The organism is Candidatus Bathyarchaeia archaeon, from assembly GCA_035283685.1.
GTDB lineage: Archaea > Thermoproteota > Bathyarchaeia > Bathyarchaeales > Bathyarchaeaceae > DATETJ01.
This window is the reverse complement of the sequence record DATETJ010000011.1, coordinates 228,271-248,460: the sequence shown is the minus strand read 5'-3', so window position 1 is coordinate 248,460 and position 20,190 is coordinate 228,271. Positions and strand designations below refer to the sequence as shown.

The following is a 20,190-nucleotide window of genomic DNA, read 5'->3' as shown; positions in this document are numbered from 1 at the left end:
CTCTACCAAATCTCCCTAACGTCGATCTCAGTCGATGATTTCCTGAGCAAACAGTGGAGATGGAACGAACGACTGCTGCCGTTCAGAGGCGTACGCAACAAAGACGCCGTCATTTTCCCCAAAAAAATCGATGATAAATACGTCATGTTTCACCGCTTGGAACCAGACATGTGTGTGGCGTACTCCGACGACCTCAAGCGATGGTATGACATCAGAGTCTTGATGAGACCGAGAACGAGAAGCTGGGACTGCTGGAAGGTCGGGACTGCTGGAACTCCCATCGAACTCAACGAAGGCTGGCTCGTTATCTATCATGGCGTGAGCTTCGAAAAAGTCTATTCGTTGGGCGTACTTCTGCTGGATAGGGACAACCCTGAAACCATTCTCTACCGCCCCAAAACACCCATACTAACACCCGTCACCGACTACGAACGCTTCGGCAAAGTACCCAACGTAGTATTCAGCTGCGGAAACGTACTCATCAACGACGAAGTCTTGGTGTACTACGGAGGCGCCGACAGCGTGATGTGTGTAGCAACATACGAACTAAACGAACTAATGCCCAAAAAATAAAACTCCAACTAACCAAACGCTCACCCGAATTTGCGCGCGCCCGGGAAACATCACCCGGGTTCACATCCCAACGATCCTTCACAGGAAAGCATACAATAGAAAAAAAAGGGAGTTGCGGGAGATATCGCCACTGCGGTGGGGGTTCAAATCCCCCCCAGTCCACTAACTGCTCAACTCTTTTTCGCACTTTAACATTCTCAGAAATATTCTAAGAAAAAACATATAAATCTCCCCACCTAGGATAAACCGCACAAAACGGAAGGCTGCAGAATGAGTGAAGAGAAAAAATACACTGAGAAAGAAGCTCACAAAAAATTCGCCGTTGATCTCTTCAACTTGACTTGGACTCTCATGGACAAGAAAGACAGAACCAAAGACGATGACGACAAAATGGTTCACGCCACCCATGCTTCTCGTTTTCACTGGGGTGAAATCGGCACGCCTTTGGAATTTGAACGCGGCGAATGGCAGATCAGTCGCGTGTATTCCGTTTTAAACCGACCGCAACAAGCATTGTACCATGCCCAAAGATGCCTAGAAATCTGTCAAGCCAACAGTATCGGAGACTGGGACATAGCGTTCGCTTATGAAGCGGTAGCGAGAGCCCACGCTGTTGCAGGACAGCAAATTGAATGCGAGAAATACCTGCAGTTGGCAAAAGAAGCTGGAGAGAAGATTAAGGAAAAAGGAGACCGAGACTACCTTTTCAGTGAACTGGGCACGATTCCTCAGCTCAAGAAATAGCATGTTAGTCTTTGATCGCCTTTTGCAGAACGTTGAAGGCTTCATCTAAGTTGGGTTTATCTGGGTTCACGTAGCCCAAGCCCAGTCTTATCATGTTTGACTTCGCCAACTTGTTGTCGTTTCTGAAGAGGAAGAAGGCTCCGGGAACAGCAGCTGAGCTATGGCGTGGTATCGTGTGCTCGTTTATCCATCGGTGCGTATCCTTCACTGGCAGTTTGACCCAGAAAGTTATGCAGAAATCGTTTGGAAAGTACTCAAACCTTTTTTCGTCCAGTATTTCTTGGGCGTCCTGTTTCAGCCTTAAGTACTTTTGCTTGTTCTGTTCCATCGCTTCGTATCCTTCAGTTAACAGTTTTGTCATTGTGATGTCAACGATGTTTGAGAAAACGCCGACTGTACTCAGAGTGTCTGCGTAGAACTCGTCGATAAGCTGTCCGTCGGCTATGGCAACACCCATTTTCAACCCGCCCAGCCCATATGCCTTTGAAAAGCCTGTAGTGACAATTCCCAGCTTCTTGTCAACTGAGAAAATGCTTGGAATAGCCTCTCTGCTGAACTCGGCGTAAATCTCATCGCACACCACGTAGAAACCATGTTCTCGGGCAACGCCCATGATTTCTTTCAGCTCACTTGCATTGGACACAGCTCCGCTTGGCAGATGAGGGTTGGTCAGCACCAGAAGCCCTGTTCTTGAGGAAACGATTTTGCGCAGCCTGCCCACATTCAACCTGTAGTCTTCGCTTTCTTCTCTTTCCAACCTTCTGACAATCGGAAAATGCTCCTGCGCCAGTCTCAGCAGCGGCTCATAAGTTGGAAACTCAACCACCGCCTCTTTCTTGCTCGGGTTCTTCTCCCTCAACACTCTGATGACTCTGGCATTCTGACCTGACGCACCTTCGCTTGAAATGAACAGGTTTTCAGCTGCCACGTGATACCTCTTGGCCAAGAGCGCCACGGTTTCCGGGTTGCCACGCGCATAGTTCGTGCTGAGGTCAACCTCTCCCAAAGCCAGATTGTATTTGAATGTGGCTATGCCGCTGGAGCGGAGGTCATATTTCACTTTGGGCACTTGGACATACCATTGTAAATAAAGCGACTGATGCCTCATCGTCTATGCGCCTCGGCTTCACGTTAAAGGCTGTTTATGGCTTATCTCTTTTCTTTACTGTCTTCCGTTGCAGGTTCTTGTGGCTCTATGCGCACTTTTATCTCCGTTATCTCGTCGAATTCCTGTCTCACCTGTGCTTCAACCTGCGTTGCTATCTTGTCAGCTTCTTTCACGGTCATGTCAGGGTCAACCACAATGTGCAGGTCGCCAATCAGATGGGAGCCGAGTTTTCGCATGCGTATGCTGTGCACACTTTTGACATGCTTCACACCTTTAGCTATGTCAGCGATATCGGCGAGGATGTCACCGCACTGGCACGCATCCATTAAGACCAGTGAAGCCTCTTTAACAATTGAGTAAGAGACGCTGAACACGAAGAACGATATTATTACTCCAGCAACCGCGTCTGTTTGTCCAAGTCCGAAGTATGTGTTCAATGCTAGGCTAAAGAAGGCAGTGAAAGACGTCAGCACATCCTTAACTGAGTTCGTCGCATCTGCCTTAAGAGCCAGCGACGAGTACTTCTGGGCGCCTCGACGTTTGTACACAAAAAGCAACGAAGCAATCACGGTTGCCGCAAGCGCAACCGCCATGCCCAGCTCTGCATTCACTATTTGAGTCGGAGACAGGAATTCCAAATAAGACTCATAAAGAATCACCCCGCCCAGACCCACTAGAAAGAAGGCAGCCACAACGCTACTGAAGGTTTCAACCCTATAATACCCGAAGTGAAACTTGCCATCTGGAGCCTTTCTGGACAGGCGTAGACCAATCCAGACGATCAGAGATACAAAGGCATCCGCGAAGGACTGCACGCCGTCAGCAATTAATGCTAGGCTTAGTGAAGAGACTCCTACAATGACTTCAACTATGCCAACTAGCAAAGAAACTGCGAAGGCTCTCTCAGCGACTTCTCCGCCTTTAAAGAGTGAAGTTGACCCCAATTTTCCGTGTTCAACGCCCCAAACTTGACTTACGTATTAATTGTGAAACACTATTTCAACTGTTCGCAAATTTGAAGAGGGGTCTGTCAAATTTGGTCTTCATTTGCATAATATCAGACTGGGACGGCGACATCATCCCCCAAGAAACAATACACGAATCGCCAGAGATAACTCTTTTCAGAGATCGCAAACCTTTTCGGCATTCAACGCCCAAATAGTAAGTTGGTGATCTTTCTGGAAGAACAGAAGAATGTAAAATGGATTCTGATAATCTCCATCATCATGTTCTTCGCGTCTATTGGCTATGCACTGCCTTACTCTTATCCGGGTAGCATCCGCTCACTCTGGGATTCACTATGGTATATGATAAGCCGAATTGACACACTTCTCTTCATAGCCACAATCACAACGGGAACGTTGTTCACCACAAACTTCGCCAAGAAAGAGTTAATGTACAAACTAACAATCTACTTCTTCATCATATCAATGGGGCTATTCTTCATAGGCTTCCTAAAATGGCTGTTCACATTCCCGTGAGCACTGCCCTCCTTTCCAACGATACTCCCACTTTTTCTGCTCAACGCCTTAAGAGTTCCAGACACCCGGAGAACATGAACGGCTGCTGGCTTGCCACCTATGATAGTTATCGAAGCGATAGCCGCCCTAACCATCGGCAAAGCTTTGTGCCAGCATCTCAACACAATATGGCCTTTCTGCGTGTCAGATCTAACCATGAAAAGCCCTGCTTGACTTGCGCCGACCTCACCGAACAACCGCAAGACCGCACTCCAAATGGCGTCTGATACCGCTTTGTGTTCAAGTGATTCTTCGCTGTCAATCTTGAGGGCAAGATAGCGTCTTCTCACAAGCCTAGTCAACGCCCACGTGCCTCCTTGACAACTCGCACACCCGGTGCCACATAATCTGAGCTTTGCTTCCTCCTATTTCTCTCCACAACGCCCGCAGGATTCACTGACAAGGCTTCCAGTGCGCACGAAGCATCGACATCGAACAGCAGACTCAGAGCCGCGTAATCCTGAGGCTTGCGCAATAGCAGGGGCTCAGAAGCACCGCTTGAAAACACAATGGGCACACGAAAACTCTTTGCAATCGACGCTTCTCTACGCAACCGCGAAAAAAAGCCCACACTAAGGTTGACCTCTAAACTGCTGAGCATCTGCGCTAGGCAAATCTCAAGAGCTGCACCAGACGCTGAAGCCAGCTCAGCTTCAGCCCTGTCAAAAAACCGTTTCCGCGGATCCAAAGAGCGAAAGCACAGCAAGTCAACACGGCGGTCTTTAGCCGCCTGTCTCGCCATAACTTTCGAATTGCATATGGCAGCCAGAACCTCAAACTTGCTCCTAAACCGTCGCAGACCCGCAAGCAGTTCATCTGGGCTTTTCGGAGCGAGGTCTAATCTTGTTACAAAGTCTAAACCGTTTTCTTCGCTGATTTGGCGCATTTGGCTAACAGCCTCTTCCCTGATAGTTGCTGGCAGCGGCACCCCAATTTGACTGTAGCCTAGCTCTGCAGATTTGGCAATCAGACGTTTTGCCTGTTCTAGGTTAGTCCACGGTGCGCAGAGGCATAAGTCAACGAATCTCATCGAGGAAGCATCCCGATTTCACGGCATATCTCAACAACATCCTCAAACCGGCTCTTCTTGAACCTCAAACGCACACGAATCGGGTCAGCCAAAGCTAGCCTAAATTCGCCTTCAAAAGCCGCCTGTTTGTCCAAACGAAGGTAGAAACTGCCTTTCTCAACATGCTTGCCAATCTGGGTCATCAGGGTCTTCTTGTCCAAAGGGTTTAAGCCAGATGCAAAGGTTTCAACCACAGCCTTTACCATGTTCTTGTCTTTGATTTTCGCCTCTAACACCACAATGAGGTTCCCATGGTGTCCTTTAGCCGCGTTCTTTGTGAAGGAAATATTCTCAACATGTTCTGGAGGCAAGATATGTCTCAAAGCATCTAACACTTTGTCTTCGTCCTCAGTAGCGTGAGCAAAACAGCTGATGTCAACCTCAGAAACCGGCAGCGCTGCTTTAGACAAATAGACCACGCTCCTGCAACTCAGGTTTACTTCTTGCGCAACAACTGCTTAAGAGCCTTCACATTCTCCCTGTGTTACTCTTTCTCCTAGTGTCAACAGGCAAGCTCAGTTTCAACGCCGCTCGAAAATCCAGCCCAGCTTCTCTTAGTTCCTCTCTGCTGAAGACTCTGTCCTTGTGAGTCTTGGCGAATTTTTTCAAAGTTGTTGCAGCTGCTTCTTCACTCAGAACCTGTCACCAAAATCTACTGATTTCAAGTTCTGATTTAAAATTAACTAGAGTCATACCGCAAAATTATTAAACAAGTTTTGTGTGCATGCAGTATTTAGAAATGTGAGGTATTGAAAAACAGGGATGATTCCGAAAGAATTCTTCATTACGAGCGGAAAAGCAGTAAGCCCTGTATCGGAACTGAACGCGTTCGACCTCGCTCTCAAAAAAGCTGGCATCGGTCAATGCAACCTTGTGTGTGTGAGTTCGATTCTGCCTAAAGGCTGCGCTGAAGTTGAAAAACACAATATTGATGCGGGCGCAGTCACATTTGCGGTGTTAGCCAGAATGGATGGAGACGAGGGCACAACTATCGGTGCGGGAATCGCTTGGGCTTGGGCGCGCAGCAAGAGATACGGGTTGGTTGCAGAGGCTCACGGTTTCATGGACAAGAAAGCTCTCGAAGAGACATTAGATTGGAAAATCAAAGAAATGGCGAAAATCAGAGGCATCCAGATCGGCCCCATTGAAAAGCGTATGGAAGTCCAACGAGTGCCCATGGACAACTACGGATGTGTAATCTCCGCTCTAGTCTACTACAAGTAAGAAGCCATTTTTACACAGGCAAACGCTTGCTTTCTTTTTTCTCATCTGTCCGTTTGGCTAAGAGTGTCTAGGCTTCTCTGCTTTTACCTTTATGATGAAGCCCGCGGATCTCTTTGCCAGCGCTGGTTAAACCTCTGAAAACCCGTCCATGTTGCGCTTTTTTGGTGATCCAGTTTATTTTGTTGTCAGCTCTGATGACTGGATGATTAGGGTCAACCATGATTACCTCATACCACTTGTGGAGCCCGTCTTGCCAAACCCAATAGGAATTCAAAACCTCCAGATTGGGGAATCTTCGCGCTGCGCGTTCTTCAGCGATTAGTTTAAGGCTCTTCCCCAGTTTAAGCTTGGTAACACCCATACGTTTCTGTCGACGGCCAGCTTTAGGTCTCTCTCGTCTCCATCCGGATCTCCGCACTCTCACGCGCGCCATAATGTAGCCCTGTTTGGCTTTGTATCCCAGCTTGCGTGCTCTATCCAAACGAAGAGGCCTGTCAACCCTCAACACAGCGGGTTCTCTGCGCCACTTGATAACACGTTGCTTCATCAAGTCTTTGACAAAAGAGTCTTCTGGCTTGTTCCACGCTTCGGCAAGATACTTATAGGCCACACTAGTTCAGCTCCTGTTTACAGTTCAACCTCAAAGGTTACATCCTAACGGACTCAGCGTCCGTACACGGCTTGAACCCAGCATACGAAAAAACAACTAATAAACCTTTTTAAGAAAGTCGAGCTTCTCCGACGTTACCCTACGGTTTTCCTTATGCTGCAGCAAGCGGCTTTTTTGAAGATTAGTAGACTGAGACTTTCTCGACTCCTCTTACCTTTAGAAACTTGGGAACTAATTCGCCAGGGATTTTTGCTTCTGCAATGAGAGGCCATTACACATATGGCTTTGGAGACACGGCGCAGATTACCCCCTTGCTCAAAATGCTCACACTAGGGCACGAATATGCTTGCCCACCAATCCACGCGGGAGGCTTACGTTACCACGGCATGGCGCCGGCAATATCATTCCTCATCCAAAAAAGATACATGCGCTCAGTTGCCTACAACCAAAACGAAGTCTTCGAAGCCGCGCGCATTCTGGCACGGACAGAAGGCATGATCATTGCGCCTGAGTCCGCGCACAACCTGAAATACGCCATCGACGCGGCTCTAAACTGCAAACGCACAGGCGAGAAGAAGGTGATAGCCTTCAACGCAAGCGGACACGGCTTACTCGACCTATCAGCCTACGAAAGCTTCCTAGCAGGGAAGCTGGAGGACTATGAGCCAGTGGAAATCAACGTTCCAAAGTTTAATGCCTGAATCCTACTCTCCTTTCTCCTTTTTTCTATTTGTCCACCAGAGTCGCCTTCTTGATCAGCAAGTAGCCGCTTGCGCCCTCCCATACCTTTTGAGTCTCGGTTAACTCGATTCGCTTCCTGAAAAAAGGCGCATCTAAGACTAGGGTTTCGTATTCGCCTCCTTCCCCAACCAACGAAACTTGAAACTCTCTGTTCAACTCGACTAACTCGTTGATTGTCTCTGTGTCGATTTTTCTTCCAAGCCACTCTGACGTAAAACCGTGAGCGTAAACACCAACTATAATGGTTTTCATTCTCAACTGGACTATTTCCTTCAGTATATTTGATGGATCTTCATGCCACAGTGGAGCAACATGCTTCAGGTTTAACTCTAGGCATATTCTGTCAATGCGTTCCTTTTGATAATGCGAAGCTATTCCGCCTGAGACCACGGCGTCAACTGAAAGTCGGGCGAGCACTTGCTTGAGATCTGTGAGTTCCGCTTCCCTTACACCAGACGTTTCAGCTTTGATCAATGGAATGCCCACAGCTTCAGCGAACAAATCTGCCAAGTGAATGTTCGGGTAATGGAACATCCAGCTGTCAGGTCGTTGTGGTACCATTGTTATCAGGTTTACCACCTCAACACCTTGTTTTAAGATTCGGCACAGGGCTAACACAGAGTCTTTTCCACCTGTGACTAGAACGGCTACTCTCAAAGGCTACAACCGCTAGTTTGATGTCTTATACACGCTAATAAGTTGCAGCATGAAAGTGGCTACGGCCTTACTCCTAGCCAGCACCTAATAATAGACCGTCGCCCATCTTTTCTCTTTGAGCCAAAACTGCTCATAATAGCTCTCACATTGCTGGAGGGCTTCCTCAACTGGAAGATTCCATAATGGAACTTTCATCACCCCCCAGTCACACTCAACATCCCAAGCGTTGACTTCCAACGCAAAGATGTCACTTGGGTGAACGAAAGAGGGATTAGCGAGTTTCTTCCTGTTCAAGATCAGCGAAGCAAACCGAAGTGGGAAAGCGTTTTCATGCGTCTGGGCCAACGAGTGAACTATGCCCTCGACTTTCTGACGCGTGAAGCCCGTATTTACCACATCATCAACAACTAAGACGCACTCCGCTCTCTTTGCGAGTTCATAGAAGTAGGTTATCCATTCTAGGCTTGGAAAATACGATTCAATTTGATGTTGCATGTAAATGTGTCTTTGCGCCACTAGAGGCACGAAATTCCCAATTGTTCTGTTCATTCTGGCTAAGCCATAAGCTATTGGTAATCCCTTCAGCACCACACCTAGAATCAGTGTTTTCCTGATGGTGAGTTGTTGGTTAACCTTCTCGTTGAGTCGCTTCAATAGTCTCTGAGCTACAAGACTTCTTTTCATCTAAGCGAAAGTCCAAGCCTAACACAACTGTATGCTTTATTACGTTTTCGAGCGGCTAAGGCGGGCGTTTGCCTTCTTCATCAATGCATTAGTTATTCCAAGCCATTTGTTAAAACCGTCGGGCGAACTTGGATAGTTTGAGTAATGAGTCTTCATTTTCCTAAGTAGACTGGCTGTGTCACGCAATCGGCGGAGCATCGACAGCTTCCCGAAGCCATAGAACGCTCGCCTCGTCTTATCCGATATCCTCAGATGGAGGTCTTGCCCTTCACTTACCCTTAACAGATCGTCTTCTGTGATGAGTCTGTACCTCATGCCGTAATCGATTTCTTCGTTGCCCACGCTTTTCAACAGGAATAGTCGAAAGATGTCTAAGCCTGCTTGCTTGGCTCCGTAACCCTTCATGTAATCTGCGTTGTACTGCCACAAACCCTCGCGACTCACGTCATCCTTCTCAAGAGCGTTGGCAATGGCTTTTCCAGCTAGGCTGCCGCCCATCAGAGATGGACCGATGCCTCCGCCATGGATGGGGTTGACTTGACATGCTGAGTCGCCGACTACCATTATGCCGTTGCCAGTCATGCAGTCTAGGGGTCGTCTGGTCGGCACGTACCAGCTTCCGCCTTTGATCATGGTTGAATTATTAAACTTGGATTTCGGGAGTATCTTCTGGTAGAACTGATTTTTTGGATTCGGGAAGCCTTTAATCATCGCTACGCCCAAACCCACATTGATTCTGTTCTCGCCTTCTGGAAAGATCCAATGGTAGCCGCAGGGAGTTTGCGTCTGGTCTAGGTAAATCTCACAGAACTGAGGGTTGAAGTCGTCGCCTTCAAGTTGCCTAATCTCCCTGTAACAGGCTTCCACATCTTCATTTTTCACGCTTAGGTCGATTCCTAGTTCCTGGGGCAAGCCTTTGCGCAATATAGCTGTGAAGCCGCTGGCATCGATCACCACTTTGCTCCGCAAATCGATTGTGGCGTCTTTTTCCATGTCTTTTGATGTGATTCCAACTGTGAAGCCGTCTTTGACTTCAGGTTGCAGTGCAATTGTTGAGTCCATTAGCGTAACTCCAGCATCTATTGCATCGTTCAGGAGTCTTTGCCCAAAAGCATGCCTGTTCAAGATGAAGCCGTAAGTCGTTGCACTTTTGACTGTGAAGACCGTCTGCATGTCTGGCGAATAGACTTTGATGCCTTCTATTCGAGTTCGCAATTCTTCGCCGCTTGGGTAAGATAATCCCAATCGGTCGAAGTGATGTTTACCTACAGCGTCGCCACAAACTTTCTCGCCTATTTCGGCGCGTGGTTTTCTGTCGATGAGGCATACTTTTAGGCCAGATTTAGCCACTGTTTTGGCGGTCATCGAGCCTGCGGTTCCTGCGCCGACCACAATCACATCGAACTTCTTCATGCCAAGCCGCCTTCTGAAAGCCTGATGTGTTTTTTATACCTTGTTGCTTAGGTAAACTCTTATAAATCATGAAGTAACCTCGACCACACTAGGTGTGGGGCAGTGAGCTCACAGCTTACATTGAACAATGAGCTTCGCAAACTCGTTGAGGCTCGGATGGAGCAGACTTTGAGAGGTATAGAAGACACGCTTAAGCGCATACTCGAGCACCAAGAACTAAGCTTAGAAAACTTAAAGGCGGTAATCCAAAGCTTGGAAGAAAGCTTCACTCTGCTGTCTCAGAAGTGGAACCTTGAAATACTCTACACATTATTCCTGAAAAACACTGTTGGGTTCAGCGGCTTGAAAAAAATTCTCGGTGTGAACTCCCGCACGTTGTCGGATAAACTGAAAAGCCTGAAGCAACATGGCTACATCGGGAGAAAAGTGGAGACAGAACCGCCTTTAAGGGTGGAATACTCTCTGACAACAAAGGGAAAAAACACGGTTCTGCTGGCGCTGCCACTACTTTATTATTCTGCGGTCTAGCTTTGATTAGCTTGTTCCAAGAACTTGGACGCCTATCTGAGCGATGATTAAAACGCTTAACGGTGCCGTTCTTGCCCAAATTCAAGTGTAAGAAATGCAGTAAGATTGCGATTGCCGAATTCGAGGCATGCTGCGATCATCCCATTGGATGCACTGAAAAATCCCCCGTATGCTGTGGGCAGTCAATGATCGAAGTTCTCGATGATTAGAGAAGGTCGCGTGTGTTGATCGCAGCGTCGAGTCGCTTTGAGTGATATTTTCGAAAAGAATAAAACAATTCGCACATGTAAAGAGACCAATCAGAAGAGGAAATGGCAATGCACACTTACAATAAGATCACGAGCACCAGAGGTCGAGTCGAAAGCAGCATTGTGAACAGGAAAGAGAGGGATAGACTTGTCGAAAAAGCCGAGGAAGCGTTAGGCAATGAGTGGTTCGGCTGGAAGGCCAACATCGACGGCTTCTGCCTTCAACTGTTCACCAATAGCGAGCATTTGTACGATTTCTGGATTGAAAACTGGTTCTCCATGAATCTAGACATAAAATCGCACGGTCGCCTTTACGCAGTTCTGGACCCTGAGTTCAACGGAGGGAAACCACACGCCTACTACAATCCAGAGACCAAGACGGCCATAATCTTCAATACTGAGTATTATGGGCAAGTGAAAAGCTGGGCATTGGGCATAACCTGCGACATAGCTGAAGACCAGCATGACATTCACAGCATACATGGTAGTTGCATCGAAGTCAACGGCAACGGCATAGTCCTGATCGCGCCAACAGGTACAGGCAAGTCAACTCACAGCTATGCATTGCTGAAGATGGAAGGTGCCCGTCTGCACAGTGACGACTGGCTGTATGTCAGATTCATTGGAGGAGTAAGAGGAAGAGCCAGTGCCGACATAAGCGAGAGAAAATTCTACCTGCGCACAAACATAGTTAGAGTGTTTCCAGAGATCAGGAAGCTACTCGACAAATGCAAGTTGGAAAACGTCGAACCATTGAGCCTAGCAGATGCTGACGCTCTCAAAACCAAAGGTGTGGATCCATCGTCCATTGAAAAAATGATGCAGGATCCTTACATTGCACATGAATATTCACGAGCAATGCTAGATCCCGTTTGGATATCAGGCGCCGACAAGTTTGTAGACACAACACGAGTGAGAAAAGTCATCTTGCTGAAGCGAGACAAGAACGATCCAGAGCTTATGAGACAACTGGACATGAATGAGGCTGTTGACTATCTGACGACGCAGCCTGAACAGTTTCTGAATCCGTACCTGATCGTTAGGACCCCCGAAAAGGTTGAGATCAGACAGGACTTCTTCAAACGGCTGTTCAAGTTTGCACCGTGTTACTTAGTCAACACTATCGAATCTGTTAATGTGGTTCAAGAAACAATCAGAGACGTAATCAGGAAGGCAGAGAATTGAGGCTTTCAAAATAGAAGCAGCCAAGCCTGTTGTGACCGTTAGTCATAATAAACAGGGACGAAGATTCCGTTAGGGAAGGATCATAACCCATGGCCGAACTGATTTTGATTCTGACTTCTGTTACCATCGTCAGCCTTGTATCTTTTATTGGCATCCTTTTTGTAGGGTTGAAACAAGCGATTGTCGGACGCCTCTTGATGGTGCTTGTCGGCTTCGCTTCTGGTTCGTTGATCGGTGTGGTTTTCTTTGACCTAATACCGGAGGCAGCTGAAACTGGGCAAGCCATTTGGCTATACATAGTTGCCGGGATAGTTTTCTTCTTTGTGATGGAGAAATTTCTGTACTGGCGGCACTGTCATGACGAAACGTGCAAGGTTCACAGTTTTGCGTACATGAACCTTATTGGAGATGGAATACACAATTTCGTGGACGGAGCGTTAATCGCTGCCAGCTTCTTGGTGTCCGCTTCGATAGGCTTTACCACATCTTTAGCAGTTGTGTTTCATGAGATTCCGCAGGAGCTGGGCGACTTTGGCGTTCTAGTATATGGAGGACTTGAAAGAAAGAAAGCGATGATCTATAATTTTCTGTCGGCTCTAACCGCGGTTGCTGGTGCGCTTGTGGCATACATATTGGCTTCGCAAGTTCAAAGCCTGCCTGAACTGCTGGTTCCATTCGCAGCAGGAGGTTTCATCTATATCGCTGCAACTGACCTTATGCCGGAACTCCACAAGAGAACCCAAGCAAAGGACTCGGTTATACAGTTGCTTACCCTCTTAGCGGGGATTGCGTTGATGTATATCCTTGAGACTGTTCTGCCGTCCCACTAACGTGAGACAGTCATTGCTCCTTCTTTCAGGCGTTCGTAGGCTTCCTTGGGTGTTTTGCTCCCAGCGACAATTTTCTCAAAGGGACAAAGGTCAGTCTTCTTCATATTCAGGATGTGGGGTACGAGGTTTTCGTATTCATGGTTTATGTGGTTGTTTTCCAACACATTTTTTCCGCATTGGCTTAAGGTGACGGCGTAGACTTCGCGAACATGGGAATAAGCGCAGAGTTGTGCAGCGGCCTCACCCACGATTCTGTCGGCCACCGCAGAGTTCTTCATGTCTTTTCCTATTCTCTCAAGAGCTGTCAGAAGCCCTCGGATTCCAGATGCGCTTGTCTCGAACAGAACTTGCCCATGCTTGGCGACGACTAGAGCATTATCGCTTTTTCTCAGTCGATCTTTTGCTATGTCCAAGTCGCGCAACGGGTGTTCACTTTCTTGCGTGTAAGAATTGCCAGACTCTTTCCCACTCAAAAAGAGTTCCGCATCTGTTCTAGATGCAATGTCCCAACCAAGTTGGCGAGTCGCCTTGTCGGATGGTTTTCGGGCAAGTTTATGCTTCAATTCCTCTAAAACCTCGGGGTTAACCCAGACTGTGACTCGTCGTCTGCTATCGCTGAGTTGAAACGTGGCGCCGATTCTTTCGGATTCTTTCCACGTCAGCCTTGTATTCCCGACAGTGCATTTTGTGGTCGTTTGAACTCCGTCTAGGATGCATGAGATGGGGGCAACGTATTTGAGCACAACTGTAGCGTGCAGTCGTGTATCGCCTTTTTTCACGCCAAGCTCTCGTAAGCCAACGAGACCCATGCGCACGCCCAGAGCTAAGAACGGACCAAAATGGCCATGAAGGTCGATAGCAGTGTGCATGATTACCTTCAGGTTTTCCCAATTGCGTTTTTGTGCAGTCATTTTGGTTTCACACGCTCGGTCGGTTCTATGGTGCTATTGCTGCGAGCTTGACTTGTTTTACTCCCTTTTTTGCCATGAGTTTTTGCATAAGGTTCTTGACGTGTTCAGCTTTGCCCTTTACCGCGATTATCTCTAGGCATTTATCTTTGGTCAGGTGAACATGCATGCTGGATGCTATGATATCTTCAAACTCGTGTTGGATCCGCATAACAGCGTTCAGTAAATCGGGCTTGTCAAAATAGTAGAGCAGAACCAAGGCGCCCATGAGTTCATCTGCCTCCTCTTGCATCCATTTGTGTTCAGTTATGAAGTTTCGAATAGCGTCGTGAACTGCTTTTGATCGATCAGTATATTTCATGCTCTTCCAAACTGTGTCAAACTCTTTTACAAGGGGGGATGGAAGGGAAACGCTGAGCCTTCTCGCGCCCACGTCTTGAACCATAGAGCATCACTTCCGATCTAGTACTTCTTAGAAAAGCCTTAATAAGCGTATTACAAGAAATAGTTTTCGTAATACACAGCGGGGGTTGTTGCGTGGCAACGAAAACAAAGATGCTATCGCTCATAGCCTTGATGGCAGCCTTAGCCAACATCTTATCAATTCCGCCTATAGCCGTGCCCATAGCCCCGAGGCTCACCGTGCACTTCACTCAACTGCCGATTTTCGTAGCAGGGATCTTGGCGGGACCGTTTGGCGGACTGATAACAGGAGCCGTTGGCGCGTTGTACATGAGCTTGTTCGTTGCTCAAATTCCATTCATAATCGGTGGTCTGGCCATTCTTGGATTGGCAACGGGAATCTTCGGCAAGAGATTTAGACCTTTTTTGGCAGGAGTGTTGGCGTGGCTTGTTCAGGCGCCGTATGTGGCTGTTACGGATTATCTTTGGTTCACGATTTCTTTGCAGAGGGCGCCTCAGGAGGCTTGGGCTATTGTCGTGCCTATAATGGTGACTCTGACCGTTGAAGCAGTGATAAGTTCAGCCTTGGCAGAAGTCATTGTTCGCTACTTAAGGAGAACAAAAATCGTAGAGCAAGTCTCTGCCAGATAGCGTCTTGCTTGCCCTTGGTTTCTTAGCTTTCCTTACGAACTTGGTTGAAACCTGCGGCTTGAAGACGTTAGTTGCGCTCTTCATATCCACAAAGAAGACTTCTGGCCAAAGCTGGGAATCCTCTTTCTTTCTTAGATTGATCCGCACGCTTGTTACGAGCGCGTTCTGCATGCATTCGATAATAGCAGATAATCTTAAATGTGCGAATGCTCGTAGTTTAGGTTGAGTGTATTCGCTGATAACTCCACATAAGGATTACCTGCAGAGGGTCAACATATGCGGCTGTTTCAATCGCGCGAACCAGACAACGTAGGTTTTGGAAGAGGAAGGCATCGGCGTCGTCACAGACATGGAATCCTCATTCCTGTCACTGAGCTTCACCCCGGTCAGAGAGGTTTGATAGCTGCAGTCAAAGCAAGCCCGAGGGTAGCGCAAAGATTGGCAGATCTGGGACTGACCCCTGAGACTAGCGTCTGCGTGGTCAAAACTGCGCCTTTCAACGGTCCTGTTGAGATCGTGGTTAGAGGAAGCAAGTTGGCAATCGGAAGAGAGATTGCCCAGAGCATTTTGGTTAAGACGAAGGGAAGTTAACTGTGTCTTCTTGCCACACGGTTGACTCCTCCAAAAATAGAACTGGGAGACAAAGAGCCAGTTTAACGATTGCTTTGGCTGGCAACGCAAATGTTGGTAAAAGTGCCATTTTCAACTGTCTGACAGGCTTGCATCAGCATGTGGGCAACTGGCCTGGAAAAACTGTGGAAAGAGCTGAAGGCAGTCTGCAGTTCAAAGGCTTGAACATTGAAATCGTTGATTTACCCGGCATCTACTCCTTCTCAACTTTCTCATTAGAGGAACTTGTTTCCCGTGAGTACATAGCGTTTGAGAAACCCGATGTTGTGGTAAACGTTGTTGATTCTTGTGTCTTGGAGCGGAACCTGTTTTTCACGCTGCAGTTGTTGGAAATGCAGGTTCCAGTGATCATTGCGTTGAATCAGGCTGATTTAGCCAAGGCAAAGGGCATAAACATCGATGAAAAAAGGCTGGGTGAATTCCTAGGTGTGCCGGCGGTTCCGACCGTTGGCATCAGGGGAACAGGCGTCTACGAGCTTGTGGAACATGCCATCAACATGTCTCAGGGCAAGATGCATGCAAAGCCAAAGGAAATTCGGTACGGCAAAGAAATTGAGGAAAGAGTGGAGCAGCTGGAAGCCCTTCTGCGAGGCACTAAGCTCACATATTCGCCGCGTTTTGCTGCTCTGAAACTGCTTGAAGCCGACGAAGAAATCCGAAAGCATGTTCAGGAGGTGAACGGCAAAGTTGTTGCTGCTTCTCAGGAACTTGCCAGAGAGATCGAGAGGATTCACGGTGAGTCTTGCTCTGTGGTGTTGTCTTCTGAAAGATACGCCGTAGCCAACAGAATCACGAGAGAAGTACAGCATATCACGCCCATGAGAAAACGCACTCTAGTTGATAGAATCGATGAATTGGCAACTCACAGAGTCTTCGGTTACATCTTGATGTTGGCAGTCATGTTCTCCGTGTTTCTCGCTATATTCTGGTTCGGTGGTCTGGCGTCAAAAATCATGTCAGACTTCTTCAACATTTTCAGACCCCAAACAATGGGTGTTGCTGAAAGCGTTCTCTGGGAAGGTGTAGTCGGCGGTTTTGTGGCGGCTGTTACCTTGGTTTTGCCCTATGTTTTGCCCTTCTATCTGCTTCTCACGGTGCTTGAGGATTCAGGCTATTTGCCTAGAGTTGCTTTTCTGCTCGATAACTTGACGCATAAGATGGGGTTGCATGGGAAAGCAATCATACCTATCATTCTTGGGTACGGCTGCAATGTGCCCGCGTGCTACTCCTGCAGAATCATGGAGACTCAGCGTGATCGTCTGACTGCGGCTTTTGTTGTAACTTTTGTGCCGTGCACGGCGCGTATCATAGTTGTGTTGGGTTTGGTGGCGGCTTTTGTGAACCTGCAGTGGGCTTTCGCTCTTCTCCTGATTGATCTGGTAATAATTTTCTTGATGGGTAGATTGGCGTTCAAAGCGATTCCCGGCGAGTCGATGGGCATGATAATGGAGTTGCCCTCTTTGCGTGTGCCGTCAAAGCGTGTTGTGTTGGTTCAGACTTGGGCACGGATCAAGTCAATATTGTACATGGTTTTTCCCATTTACATGGCTGGCGGTCTACTTCTCGCTGTCATGCAGTTTGCAGGCTTGTTTAAACCTGTTGAGACGTTGCTAGCGCCTGTGACAGTCTGGTGGCTTGGTCTCCCGGCAATCGCAAGCGTGCTTCTCCTATTCGGAGTCGTGCGCAAAGAACTTGTGGTAATCATGCCTGCAATCTTGTTCGGCACAGCAAACCTTGCAGAAGTCTTCACTCCAACTCAAATGATTGTTCTCGCGTTTGTAACCATGATTTATGTTCCCTGTGTCGCCACTTTCTTCATGCTCAAGAAGGAATTCGGATGGAAAACAACTCTGTACATAACGATCTTCGAAGTCGCCTTCGCAGTCGCATTAGGCGGAGTATTCTTCAGGTTGCTGGGCATGTTTAAGATAGTTTGAAAGTTTTCCACATTTCATTCAGAAAACTTTATTCAGAAACTTTAGTTAACGAAAAGACATGGCAACATCAAAAAGTCAATCAAAAACCATGGATGAATATGTCGCTAAATTCCCGAAAAATGTTAGAGATGTTTTACAGGAACTTAGGCGGGTAATTAGGGAATCAGCACCTAAAGCTGAAGAAACCATAAGCTATGGAATACCCACATTTGACCTCAATGGGAGGCACTTGGTGCATTTCGCAGCATACAAGAATCATGTCGGCTTTTATCCCACTTCATCAGGGATCAAAGCTTTCAAAAAAGAGTTATCTCCCTTTAAGACAAGCAGAGGGACTGCCCAATTTCCATTAAGCAAACCGATCCCGTTTGATCTTGTGAAGAAAATTGTGAAATTCAGAGTAAAAGAGAACGAGTCAAAGAGAAAATAATTCGAAAACATATGCTATTTCATTACGTTTAAGCTGAAGACCCCCTGTCCGCCCAGTGCTTCTTTAATGCTGAAGCCGACGATGTCTTCAGGGTACGCGACGGTACCGCACCTTATCCAAACGGGTCAGTTGATACTCTGCAACGAAGAACTTCACAGTAAATCCGATTTCGATGGAGCCTATGTAGGTAGCGTATTTAAAATCGCAGAGTTACCTATATATCGGTAAAACGCTGTGTTTATATGCCTTACCTATATATCGCAGATGAACACCATGAAACAAAGAGGCACCGTGCGGGAGCGCATAATACGGGTACTCCTAAACGAGCCAACCGGCGCGCTCACGATGTACCGAGTCGCCAAAGAAGCCGAATGCACGTTCCCATGGGTCCACGAATTCCTACAAAAACTCCAAACAAAAGGGCTCGTAGAGAAAACAACAGTGAAAGACTACGAAGGCCTTATCAAATACTGGCTAGAAGTCAAAACAAAGCCCGAAAAAATCGAATACATGCACAAAGACCCGCTCAATCTGCTCAGAACAATTAAACTGCCGTATGCTCTCACAACTTATCGAGCCGAAAACCTAGTCCAACACCTTCTTTTCCCCTCACGCACCGACCTATACATCAGACGCGAGGACGAAGACTTATGGCACCGGCTCATAAGACAAGAAGGCCTCGTTGGAAAAGGCAACCTAAGACTACTCATAGCAGACAGCCACGTATTCTACCGCTCACTGGAACGAAGAGAACTAAAAATCGTCTCACCTCCACAACTCATTGTCGACCTCTTAGAAGAGGGCGGCGTATGCACTGAGGCAGCACAAGAATTACTCGAAAAGGTCGCAATGAACATTGTACGAATCAGCTGAAATACAAACCGCAGAAAAATACCTACAGAAAATCTTCAAACTAGTCAAAGGCAACGCCTGCCTCTTAGGCGGTTGGGCAGCTTACCACACTGTGAACCAAAACTTCGAAAAAGCCACAGGCAGAAACTACATCGGATCAAGAGACATCGACATAGGCTTCCACATAGACAAAAACTTGTCAGAAGAACAACTCAGAAAATCAGAATTCTGCAACGCGCTCAAGCAAATCGAAAACATGGGATTCCAACCCATAAGCTTCAGGCTAGCCAAAGACTTCACCCTAGAAACTGGAAAAGAGTTGACTCCAGGAGAGTCGGCTAGACTCCAACAATACGAAATCCTGCGCCTCTACGTGGACCTGATCGTAGACTACATACATCCCAAAATCAAACCAACACTAGGATTTGTCCCCATCGACGAACCCCTTCTCTCCCTAGTCTTCACCAAGAAACTCAGCATCACAACAAAACTATTTGGCATCAACATACTAATGCCACAAACTCACGTGCTCCTAGCGATGAAACTTAACTCCGTCATCAACCGCGACAAAGAAGACAAAAGAATCAAAGACATAGCCGACATCTACGCCCTACTCTGGCACTCAAACACAAAAATCAGCCAACTCAAAAACCAACTATATTTCATCTACGCACCTGAAAAAGCAAGAAAAACATCACAAGCCTTCACAAAAACAGAAATCAAAAAAGTATCCACAATCATCGGAGTCGACGCCCACGAAATCTCAAGAGCAATAACCGAACTCAGATAAACCGTCAATCCGCTTCTACCACTCGCCTGATCTTTCACCGTTGCTTCCTGATTACTTCAAGATAGCCCAAGCCACAAAAAAACTCCTAAACCACACTCCATCACACCCACACGCCCACAGCTACCAACCGCAAACCAGCAAAGAAGTAGTAGTCAACGTACACGCGGCGCAGACAACTACTTCTAAACCTAAAGCCCCTCGGTATTATTACGGTTTCTAACCTAGAGTTAATAACATCTGAAAAGAAAACCGCCTCCAACATACAAGAAGTTGTTGAGGGCAAAGCACTACACTAGTCAACAACAACTTCAGAACAGCCATAGCTCCCCAGCAACATTCTGAGCGTTGATGTCACCGGGAACACTCTGACGACGATGTCCATACAGCTTCAGCCAGACCCACCCGTGATGATGATGAAACAATAGCGCAAGTCAACACCACCACGCACACAACCAC

At 47.3% G+C, this 20,190-nt stretch carries 25 protein-coding genes and 1 pseudogene; 15 read left to right on the top strand and 11 right to left on the bottom strand.

Annotated elements, in window-relative coordinates; genetic code table 11:
- The coding region (locus VJ249_11800; GenBank protein ID HKZ95242.1) for a glycosidase at positions 1–573 on the top strand (573 nt) is incomplete at its 5' end.
- 270 nt (positions 574–843) lie between these two features.
- Entirely contained in the window at positions 844–1,317 is a 474-nt protein-coding gene (locus tag VJ249_11795) for a hypothetical protein (GenBank protein ID HKZ95241.1), read from the top strand.
- A 4-nt stretch (positions 1,318–1,321) separates the two neighbouring features.
- On the opposite strand, the gene VJ249_11790 is transcribed toward VJ249_11795, so the two are convergent.
- Together VJ249_11790 and VJ249_11785 are read right to left on the bottom strand one after the other, a co-directional pair.
- Positions 1,322–2,425: a pyridoxal phosphate-dependent aminotransferase gene (locus VJ249_11790; GenBank protein HKZ95240.1), complete on the bottom strand. Its 1,104-nt coding sequence runs from the start codon at positions 2,423–2,425 to the stop codon at positions 1,322–1,324.
- A gap of 41 nt (positions 2,426–2,466) precedes the next feature.
- Complete coding sequence (locus tag VJ249_11785; GenBank protein HKZ95239.1) at positions 2,467–3,369, bottom strand: cation diffusion facilitator family transporter; 903 nt, start codon at positions 3,367–3,369, stop codon at positions 2,467–2,469.
- A 225-nt stretch (positions 3,370–3,594) separates the two neighbouring features.
- Between VJ249_11785 and VJ249_11780 the strand changes: the two genes are divergently transcribed.
- Positions 3,595–3,906 (top strand): hypothetical protein, encoded by a 312-nt coding sequence (locus tag VJ249_11780; protein ID HKZ95238.1) that lies wholly within the window; start codon positions 3,595–3,597, stop codon positions 3,904–3,906.
- A 337-nt stretch (positions 3,907–4,243) separates the two neighbouring features.
- On the opposite strand, the gene VJ249_11775 is transcribed toward VJ249_11780, so the two are convergent.
- Genes VJ249_11775 through VJ249_11765 form a run of 3 tightly spaced genes read right to left on the bottom strand, consistent with a single transcriptional unit; the run spans position 4,244 to position 5,623 of the window.
- Entirely contained in the window at positions 4,244–4,975 is a 732-nt protein-coding gene (locus VJ249_11775) for an RNase P subunit p30 family protein (GenBank protein ID HKZ95237.1), read from the bottom strand.
- Entirely contained in the window at positions 4,972–5,424 is a 453-nt protein-coding gene (locus VJ249_11770; protein HKZ95236.1) for an RNA-binding domain-containing protein, read from the bottom strand. Before VJ249_11770 ends, VJ249_11775 begins: the two co-directional genes overlap by 4 nt.
- 58 nt (positions 5,425–5,482) lie before the next feature.
- Positions 5,483–5,623, bottom strand: a complete 141-nt coding sequence (locus VJ249_11765; GenBank protein ID HKZ95235.1) for a ribosomal protein L13e — start codon at positions 5,621–5,623, stop codon at positions 5,483–5,485.
- 153 nt (positions 5,624–5,776) lie between these two features.
- Here VJ249_11765 and VJ249_11760 point away from each other — a divergent pair, with 153 nt between their 5' ends.
- Positions 5,777–6,238, top strand: coding sequence for a pyruvoyl-dependent arginine decarboxylase (locus VJ249_11760; protein HKZ95234.1), 462 nt, complete (start codon positions 5,777–5,779; stop codon positions 6,236–6,238).
- A gap of 67 nt (positions 6,239–6,305) precedes the next feature.
- Here the strand turns inward: VJ249_11760 and VJ249_11755 are convergent, their stop codons facing one another.
- Positions 6,306–6,848 (bottom strand): 50S ribosomal protein L15e, encoded by a 543-nt coding sequence (locus VJ249_11755; protein HKZ95233.1) that lies wholly within the window; start codon positions 6,846–6,848, stop codon positions 6,306–6,308.
- Between the two features lie 260 nt (positions 6,849–7,108).
- Here VJ249_11755 and VJ249_11750 point away from each other — a divergent pair, with 260 nt between their 5' ends.
- Complete coding sequence (locus tag VJ249_11750; GenBank protein ID HKZ95232.1) at positions 7,109–7,549, top strand: hypothetical protein; 441 nt, start codon at positions 7,109–7,111, stop codon at positions 7,547–7,549.
- Positions 7,550–7,574: 25 nt separating this feature from the next.
- Here VJ249_11750 and VJ249_11745 read toward each other — a convergent pair whose 3' ends face one another.
- The 3 genes and pseudogenes from VJ249_11745 to VJ249_11735 form a co-directional block, all read right to left on the bottom strand.
- Positions 7,575–8,246 carry a TIGR00289 family protein gene (locus VJ249_11745; protein HKZ95231.1) on the bottom strand — a complete coding sequence of 224 codons (672 nt, stop codon included), beginning with the start codon at positions 8,244–8,246 and terminating at the stop codon, positions 7,575–7,577.
- Between the two features lie 84 nt (positions 8,247–8,330).
- Complete coding sequence (locus VJ249_11740; protein ID HKZ95230.1) at positions 8,331–8,930, bottom strand: hypothetical protein; 600 nt, start codon at positions 8,928–8,930, stop codon at positions 8,331–8,333.
- 39 nt (positions 8,931–8,969) lie between these two features.
- A pseudogene (locus tag VJ249_11735) lies at positions 8,970–10,349 on the bottom strand (NAD(P)/FAD-dependent oxidoreductase).
- 96 nt (positions 10,350–10,445) lie between these two features.
- Here VJ249_11735 and VJ249_11730 point away from each other — a divergent pair.
- The 4 genes from VJ249_11730 (at position 10,446) to VJ249_11715 (ending at position 13,134) form a co-directional block, all read left to right on the top strand.
- The gene (locus VJ249_11730; GenBank protein ID HKZ95229.1) at positions 10,446–10,871 is read left to right on the top strand and encodes a helix-turn-helix domain-containing protein; all 426 of its coding nucleotides are present in this window, start codon (positions 10,446–10,448) and stop codon (positions 10,869–10,871) included.
- A 71-nt stretch (positions 10,872–10,942) separates the two neighbouring features.
- Entirely contained in the window at positions 10,943–11,080 is a 138-nt protein-coding gene (locus VJ249_11725; GenBank protein HKZ95228.1) for a hypothetical protein, read from the top strand.
- Between the two features lie 108 nt (positions 11,081–11,188).
- Positions 11,189–12,304, top strand: a complete 1,116-nt coding sequence (locus VJ249_11720; protein ID HKZ95227.1) for a hypothetical protein — start codon at positions 11,189–11,191, stop codon at positions 12,302–12,304.
- Between the two features lie 89 nt (positions 12,305–12,393).
- Positions 12,394–13,134 carry a ZIP family metal transporter gene (locus VJ249_11715; protein ID HKZ95226.1) on the top strand — a complete coding sequence of 247 codons (741 nt, stop codon included), beginning with the start codon at positions 12,394–12,396 and terminating at the stop codon, positions 13,132–13,134.
- Here VJ249_11715 and VJ249_11710 read toward each other — a convergent pair.
- A complete protein-coding gene (locus tag VJ249_11710; GenBank protein ID HKZ95225.1) occupies positions 13,131–14,045 on the bottom strand; it encodes a DUF1893 domain-containing protein in 915 nt (304 codons plus the stop codon). The genes VJ249_11715 and VJ249_11710 overlap by 4 nt on opposite strands.
- Before the next feature lie 25 nt (positions 14,046–14,070).
- Positions 14,071–14,487: a nickel-responsive transcriptional regulator NikR gene (nikR, locus tag VJ249_11705; protein ID HKZ95224.1), complete on the bottom strand. Its 417-nt coding sequence runs from the start codon at positions 14,485–14,487 to the stop codon at positions 14,071–14,073.
- 92 nt (positions 14,488–14,579) lie between these two features.
- Between nikR and VJ249_11700 the strand changes: the two genes are divergently transcribed.
- The 6 genes from VJ249_11700 (at position 14,580) to VJ249_11675 (ending at position 19,734) form a co-directional block, all read left to right on the top strand.
- Entirely contained in the window at positions 14,580–15,095 is a 516-nt protein-coding gene (locus tag VJ249_11700; protein HKZ95223.1) for an ECF transporter S component, read from the top strand.
- Positions 15,096–15,371: 276 nt separating this feature from the next.
- Positions 15,372–15,686 (top strand): FeoA family protein, encoded by a 315-nt coding sequence (locus VJ249_11695; GenBank protein ID HKZ95222.1) that lies wholly within the window; start codon positions 15,372–15,374, stop codon positions 15,684–15,686.
- A 2-nt stretch (positions 15,687–15,688) separates the two neighbouring features.
- Complete coding sequence (gene feoB, locus VJ249_11690) at positions 15,689–17,662, top strand: ferrous iron transport protein B (GenBank protein HKZ95221.1); 1,974 nt, start codon at positions 15,689–15,691, stop codon at positions 17,660–17,662.
- Between the two features lie 58 nt (positions 17,663–17,720).
- Complete coding sequence (locus VJ249_11685) at positions 17,721–18,092, top strand: DUF1801 domain-containing protein (protein HKZ95220.1); 372 nt, start codon at positions 17,721–17,723, stop codon at positions 18,090–18,092.
- A gap of 273 nt (positions 18,093–18,365) precedes the next feature.
- On the top strand, positions 18,366–18,965 hold the full coding sequence (locus VJ249_11680) for a hypothetical protein (protein HKZ95219.1): 600 nt from the start codon (positions 18,366–18,368) through the stop codon (positions 18,963–18,965).
- The gene (locus tag VJ249_11675; GenBank protein HKZ95218.1) at positions 18,949–19,734 is read left to right on the top strand and encodes a nucleotidyl transferase AbiEii/AbiGii toxin family protein; all 786 of its coding nucleotides are present in this window, start codon (positions 18,949–18,951) and stop codon (positions 19,732–19,734) included. The genes VJ249_11680 and VJ249_11675 overlap by 17 nt, the downstream gene beginning before the upstream one ends.
- Positions 19,735–20,190 lie beyond the last annotated feature (456 nt).

Excerpts from the sequence above, each read along its gene's own strand:
- VJ249_11710 (HKZ95225.1), bottom strand. The coding sequence starts at position 14,045 with ATGACTGCACAAAAACGCAATTGGGAAAACCTGAAGGTAATCATGCAC.
- VJ249_11790 (HKZ95240.1), bottom strand. The coding sequence starts at position 2,425 with ATGAGGCATCAGTCGCTTTATTTACAATGGTATGTCCAAGTGCCCAAA.
- VJ249_11740 (HKZ95230.1), bottom strand. The coding sequence starts at position 8,930 with ATGAAAAGAAGTCTTGTAGCTCAGAGACTATTGAAGCGACTCAACGAG.
- VJ249_11795 (HKZ95241.1), top strand. The coding sequence starts at position 844 with ATGAGTGAAGAGAAAAAATACACTGAGAAAGAAGCTCACAAAAAATTC.
- VJ249_11720 (HKZ95227.1), top strand. The coding sequence starts at position 11,189 with ATGCACACTTACAATAAGATCACGAGCACCAGAGGTCGAGTCGAAAGC.
- VJ249_11680 (HKZ95219.1), top strand. The coding sequence starts at position 18,366 with ATGAAACAAAGAGGCACCGTGCGGGAGCGCATAATACGGGTACTCCTA.
- VJ249_11695 (HKZ95222.1), top strand. The coding sequence starts at position 15,372 with ATGCGGCTGTTTCAATCGCGCGAACCAGACAACGTAGGTTTTGGAAGA.
- VJ249_11750 (HKZ95232.1), top strand. The coding sequence starts at position 7,109 with ATGAGAGGCCATTACACATATGGCTTTGGAGACACGGCGCAGATTACC.
- VJ249_11685 (HKZ95220.1), top strand. The coding sequence starts at position 17,721 with ATGGCAACATCAAAAAGTCAATCAAAAACCATGGATGAATATGTCGCT.
- VJ249_11760 (HKZ95234.1), top strand. The coding sequence starts at position 5,777 with ATGATTCCGAAAGAATTCTTCATTACGAGCGGAAAAGCAGTAAGCCCT.
- VJ249_11715 (HKZ95226.1), top strand. The coding sequence starts at position 12,394 with ATGGCCGAACTGATTTTGATTCTGACTTCTGTTACCATCGTCAGCCTT.
- VJ249_11775 (HKZ95237.1), bottom strand. The coding sequence starts at position 4,975 with ATGAGATTCGTTGACTTATGCCTCTGCGCACCGTGGACTAACCTAGAA.
- nikR (HKZ95224.1), bottom strand. The coding sequence starts at position 14,487 with ATGGTTCAAGACGTGGGCGCGAGAAGGCTCAGCGTTTCCCTTCCATCC.